This is a genomic window from Rhodococcus sp. P3_B8, from assembly GCF_056402775.1.
On record NZ_JBFUGT010000653.1, the window covers coordinates 1 to 1,035 of the forward strand.

The following is a 1,035-nucleotide window of genomic DNA, read 5'->3' on the forward strand; positions in this document are numbered from 1 at the left end:
ACGTCGAAGTGCTCGCCGATGCCCCCGCCGGTGGCGCCGAGCACCCCGATGCTGTGCGCCTCGTCGATCATCATCAGCGCCCGATGCTTCTTCTTCACCGCGATCATCGCGGGCAGGTCGGGGATGTCRCCGTCCTGGCTGTAGACGCCCTCGATGACGATGAGGACCCGCCGGTACTGCGATCGGATCGCGGTGAGGAGGGCGTCCAGCGCGGCGTGGTCGTTGTGCGGGAAGGGACGCCGGGTGGCGCCGGACAGGGCGCAGCCCTGCAGGATGCTGTCGTGCGCGAGGCTGTCGTGGATGACCAGGTCGCCCTCCCCGAGGAGATGACCGATGACCGTGACGTTGGTGGCGTGTCCGCTGACGAGGGCGATCGCGTCCTCGGTGCCGAGCAGGCCGGCCAGTTCGGCCTCGAGTTCCTGGTGTACCGGTTTCTCCCCGGACAGCAGCCGACTGGCCGAGCAGGAACTGCCGTAGCGGGCGACCGCGTCCTGCACGGCCGAGACGACGGCGGGGTGCCCGGACATGCCGAGGTAGTTGTAGCTGGAGAAGTTGACGACGTCCGCGCCCCCGATCGTCGACGTGTCCCGGGTGACGCCGTCGTTGACGAGGAAGTACGGGTTGGTGACCCCGAGCCCCTCGGCGGAGGTCAGCCGTGCGGCGAGCGCCTGAACCTCCGGGAACTCCGCGATGCGGAACTCGGGTGCCACGGTCCGTTCCGGTTCCGGGACAGCCGTCACCATGTGGCGCGACCCGGGTGCGTGGTGCGCGGTCACGTGTTCGATCACATCGCCGAGTGTGCGGCTCGGTGAGAACCAGTGCGGTTCGACGACGAGACCGGGGAATGCGCGGCTCACCCCGCCGAACAGGTCGGTGATCATGATCGAGTCGAATCCGAGGTCGCCGACGATCGTCTGCGTCGTCTTCAGTGCGGCCGCGGGGAATCCGCTGACCCGGGCGACTTCCGTGCGGACCCTGGTCGCGACGTCGCCGACCGCGGTCGCGGGACCCGGCCCGGCGTCCGGCGTCGCCGCC

General features: G+C 69.7%; 1 protein-coding gene. It reads right to left on the reverse strand.

Translation table 11 applies throughout. The features are described 5' to 3' along the window. Positions 1-1,035 (reverse strand): aminotransferase class I/II-fold pyridoxal phosphate-dependent enzyme (locus tag AC1D1G_RS45500; RefSeq protein WP_477956971.1); only part of this gene is annotated, 1,035 nt, incomplete at both ends.